We start from the raw sequence: 5,035 nt of genomic DNA on the forward strand, positions 1-5,035 counted from the left end.
AAACGATTATCTCGTAACAGCCGCTCTTTGTTGATCATTTCAAACCTTTATTCTCTAAGTTAAACCTCTTTTTATTCTCAATAGCGTGACAAAAAATGCAAGTCTCTATTCAGCAACTAGTTTTATGATATTAATAATATAAAAATAAAACATAAGCCAAAAAATAAAAAACTAAAATTAATTATTGCTCGATTACATCTTTATCAAGAAATTTAAGTAAAAAAGCCGAGGTTATTAACTCGGTTTTCTTTTTTTATAAATATAAAAACTACTTTTTCATACTACCAACCATATTTTCAGGTCGCACCCAACTATCAAACTCTTCGGCTGTTAAATAAGCCAGTTTTAATGCTGCTTGCTTAAGTGTCAATCCTTCTTTATGTGCTTTTTTAGCAATTTCAGCGGCTTTGTCATAACCAATATGAGTATTTAGTGCAGTAACTAACATTAATGATTCATGTAATAATTTATCTATCCGTTGGCGATTGGGCTCAATACCTTTAGCGCAATGATCATTAAAACTAAGCATACCATCCGCCAATAAACGAATTGATTGTAAAAAATTATCAATTATCATGGGGCGGAAAACATTGAGTTCAAAATTACCTGATGCTCCACCAATATTAATAGCAACATCATTCCCCATAACTTGAGCACAAAGCATAGTTAAAGCTTCACACTGAGTCGGATTAACTTTTCCTGGCATTATCGAACTACCAGGTTCATTTTCTGGGATCATAATTTCACCAATGCCACAACGCGGACCTGATGCTAACCACCTTACATCATTAGCGATTTTCATTAATGAAGCTGCTAAACCTTTTAAAGCACCATGGGCATGAACTAAAGCATCACAAGTAGCTAAAGATTCAAATTTATTAGGCGCAGTGACAAATGGTAGGCCGGATAATTTTGCAATTTTACTGGCAACTTTAATGGCATATTCAGGATGGGTATTTAAACCCGTACCTACCGCCGTTCCGCCTAATGCCAGTTCAGATAGATGTGGAATACTCTCTTCGATATGGCTGACATTATGAGCTAGCATTGCTTCCCACCCTGATATTTCTTGGCCTAATGTTAGTGGTGTTGCATCTTGAAGATGCGTACGGCCAATTTTGACAATATCATTAAAGGCATCAGATTTTTGCTTAAAAGTAGTTTGTAGTTCTTTTAATCTAGGTAACAGATGTTGATGTAAAGCAATAACAGCAGCTACATGCATTGCAGTAGGAAATACATCATTAGAACTCTGGCTTTTATTTACACCATCATTCGGGTGAATTAAGCGTTGCTGACCTCTTTTCCCACCTAAAATTTCACTCGCTCTGTTCGCCAATACTTCATTTATATTCATGTTAGTTTGCGTACCAGAGCCGGTCTGCCAGACTGCTAATGGAAATTCAGCCATATGCTTATCCGCTAGGACTTCATCAGCTGCGGCGATAATAGCATTAGCCTTATCCTTTGCTATCAAACCTAAATCGTTATTTACTTCAGCTGCTGCTTTTTTAGTTAATGCCAATGCATGGATCAAGGCAACAGGCATTTTTTCCACTGAGATATGGAAATGTTGCAGCGAACGTTGCGTTTGAGCGCCCCATAGCCTATCTGCTGGGACTTTAATTTCACCCATTGAGTCTTTTTCAATGCGATATTCTGACATTATTATCTCCTTAGCATAAAATAATTGGATATGCATAATCCATCTTTGCAGATAAACTGATTGTACTTGAAATCATGCACTATTTTTAATTTAAAATGTGAGAGATAAGCGAGTTTATTGTATTACAGTTAAAAATAAATTTTTATCAACTAAGAGCAGTATTATATGTTTAAAATGATCAATAAAATTCAACACTATGATTGGGGTAGTAAAGATGCCCTAACTAAGCTTTACCATATCAAAAATCCTCAGCATTTACCGATGGCTGAATTATGGATGGGAGCACATCCTAAAGCCAGCTCTATGGTTGAAGATTTAAATAGCCAGCAAAAAATATCGTTAGATAAACTAATCGCAACCGATCCAAGCTATTACCTCAGTGAAAAAATTGCCCAAAAATTTCATCGATTACCTTTTTTATTCAAAGTGCTCTGCGCGGCTCAACCACTTTCAATCCAGGTACACCCAGATAAAATCGCTGCCGAAGTTGGGTTTAAGCGTGAAAACGCAGCTGGAATTGCGCTCGATTGTCCTAATCGTAATTATAAAGACGATAATCATAAACCTGAATTGATTTATGCTTTAACACCTTTCAAAGTGCTTAATTCATTTCGCCCTTTAAAGGAGATAGCTAATTTATTGCTGCCGATTACCGAAGCTTCATCAGTTATTCAACTATTTTTAAAGACCCCAACAGAAACTCAACTGGCACAACTTTTTAAACATTTGTTAAGCCTGACAACAAAAGAAAAGCAGCCGCTACTTGCAGCTTTAAAATCTGTTCTACAGCAAGAAAAAGGGGAACCTTGGAGCACGATAGAAAAAATGTTGCCATTATACCCTGAAGATAATGGATTATTTGCACCATTGTTACTGAATATTATTGAATTACAACCGGGTGAAGCGATGTTTCTCTATGCCAGAACGCCCCATGCTTATATTGAAGGTGTTGGTTTAGAAGTAATGGCCAATTCTGACAATGTACTACGCGCGGGATTAACTAACAAACATATTGATATTGCTGAATTACTGGCTAACTTAGATTTCATTGCCAAACCCTGCGACACACTATTGCTACAACCGAATATACATAATAATGAATTTTATTATCCTATTCCGGTAGATGATTTTGCTTTTTCCTTATATCTAATTGATAATCAATTGACTACGATAGCAAACAATTCTGCCACGATTTTATTTTGTGTTGAAGGTAAGATATCTATCACCTCAGAAAATCAAACTGCCGAGATCCTATCTGGGGAATCCATATTTATATCTGCATCCGAAAGACAAATTATGCTTAATGGAAAAGGTAAACTGGCCAGAGTTTTTAATTATTAGCAAAAATTAAAATACATGCAAAGCTGTATATAATATATTTTATTAAATTTGATCACTTTTACCCGCTAAAATCCTTAAGGGATGGATATATGAAGAAATCGTTAGTAGCTGTAGGTGTCATTGTAATTGTTGCCATAATTTGGACAATTGGCTCTTGGTATACCGGAAAAAAAATTGAGGGAGAGTTTGATACTTTCATTGAACGTACTAATACCACACTAAAAAATAATGCACCAGAAGCTGGTATTAATGTTAAAACAGAAAATTATCAGCGAGGAATTTTCACTTCTAACGCAGACATCGTTATTGATATAAAAGAGAATAGCGAAAGAAAAAATACCATTGTTAAGTTTGCCACAAAAATCTTTCATGGCCCCTTTCCTATTAACAAAATAGTTAAACTTAATCTGTTACCTAGATTAGCCTCAACCACTATTGAACTGGTTAAAAATGAAGCCACTGAAGAACTATTCAAATATACTCAGGAGCAAGCATTCATAACTGGTGATGTTGACGTCGGTTTTAATGAAGGCCTAGATGCAAATTTAAATTTAAGTCCACTAGACGGCAATCCTTATGGGAAAAATATAACGTTTAGCGGTGGTACAATTAATTATGCGGGCAATACCGATCTTAAAGATATAAAAATTTCCGTTATTAGTGATAATTTTGTTATCGGCAATAAAGAGAAAACGGAAAACATGATCCTTAAAGGGCTCAATATTCAAAGTGATTTATCACTGACTCCGTTTAATTTCTATTCCGGCAAACAGACGCTTAATATATCTGATATTAATTTTAATAGCGATGACATTAAATTTTCATTTAAAAATTTTGCTATTAACTTAGATTCTGTACTAAAAGACGATAGCATTGACGGTAAGATTTCTTATAGCATTAATGATCTTATTGCTAAAGAACAAAACTTAGGTTCTGGAGAGCTTACGTTATTAATCGAAAGAATGGATGCTAAAGCGTTTGGTAATTTCCTAAAAAGTTATAATGATGAAATTGCTCACAACTTAGCAAATGGCAACCCTCTTTATAATGCAGATACTATTTTCGCCCAGTTACTAGTTGAGAACTTACCTAGCTTGTTGAAGAATAGTCCGAGAATTGTCATCGAACCTTTTTATTGGAAAAATAGCGCCGGTAAAAGCAATATTAAAATAGATATCGATATGAAGCCTTGGACATTGAATCAACTCTCTGTTTATAGCCAAAATAACCAATATGATCAGGTCATCAAAGCACTATTCAATCATTTTAATATCAATGTTAATTTATCAAAACCGATGTTGATAGAAATGCTTACCCAAACAGAAATACTAAGCTCAGATGATAAAGTGACCACTCCGGAACAAAAAACATTATTTAGTCAGAAAGCAACCGCACAAATTAGTGAATTTGAAAGTTCAGCTAAACAAAATGTCTTTACATCACCGACAGAATACTTCCTCAGTGATGAGAAAAAAGCGCAATTGAATGTAGATAGACCAATTTTGCCATGGATGCTGGTAACCAAAGATAATATGACGATGGATATTAATTACGCCGGTGATGAACTGAAAATGAATAATCAAGCATTTAAATTAGTTCAGTTTTTATTAATATTGGCTTGATGGACAATCCATCGTCTCAACCTTCAACAACGCCGAAAACCACCCCGCAATCAAATTAAGCCTTAGTAAAATAACAAAAGCCAGTTAAGATACTGGCTCTTTTGTATCAATTTTTAATACTGAGGGTTTCTATGTCGAATAAAATTAATATCATAAAAGATCGACCTTTAATAAAACCTAGCCAACAGCATAATCAGCTAAAAACAAACTCATTAATTAGTAAAATAAAAAACTGTTTTGTAAAAAATAATATTCATATTTCAACTAAAATTGGTTCAAGTGCATATTACCATGCATGCAGATCACCCAATAACATTGATGGAGATCAGCTAATAACATTTAACCAGATCGCTTAATAACATCGATGGAGATCACTTTTGGCCCATTTTGTTATTCGGTGATCTCC

General features: G+C 34.6%; 3 protein-coding genes. 2 read left to right on the forward strand and 1 reads right to left on the reverse strand.

The genetic code is table 11. The annotated features are described in order from the left end of the window. Positions 1-268: 268 nt before the first annotated feature. Entirely contained in the window at positions 269-1,666 is a 1,398-nt protein-coding gene (fumC, locus tag CBG25_RS18740) for a class II fumarate hydratase (protein ID WP_290608560.1), read from the reverse strand. Positions 1,667-1,831: 165 nt separating this feature from the next. On the opposite strand from fumC, the gene manA reads away from it, so the two are divergent. Both manA and CBG25_RS18750 read left to right on the forward strand, forming a co-directional pair. Next, positions 1,832-3,007 (forward strand): mannose-6-phosphate isomerase, encoded by a 1,176-nt coding sequence (manA, locus tag CBG25_RS18745; protein ID WP_290608562.1) that lies wholly within the window; start codon positions 1,832-1,834, stop codon positions 3,005-3,007. Positions 3,008-3,096: 89 nt separating this feature from the next. Further along, on the forward strand, positions 3,097-4,629 hold the full coding sequence (locus tag CBG25_RS18750; protein ID WP_290608564.1) for a YdgA family protein: 1,533 nt from the start codon (positions 3,097-3,099) through the stop codon (positions 4,627-4,629). Positions 4,630-5,035 lie beyond the last annotated feature (406 nt).

Source organism: Arsenophonus sp. ENCA (genome assembly GCF_002287155.1).
Taxonomy (GTDB): domain Bacteria; phylum Pseudomonadota; class Gammaproteobacteria; order Enterobacterales; family Enterobacteriaceae; genus Arsenophonus; species Arsenophonus nilaparvatae.

Excerpts from the sequence above, each read along its gene's own strand:
- manA (WP_290608562.1), top strand. The coding sequence starts at position 1,832 with ATGTTTAAAATGATCAATAAAATTCAACACTATGATTGGGGTAGTAAA.
- fumC (WP_290608560.1), bottom strand. The coding sequence starts at position 1,666 with ATGTCAGAATATCGCATTGAAAAAGACTCAATGGGTGAAATTAAAGTC.
- CBG25_RS18750 (WP_290608564.1), top strand. The coding sequence starts at position 3,097 with ATGAAGAAATCGTTAGTAGCTGTAGGTGTCATTGTAATTGTTGCCATA.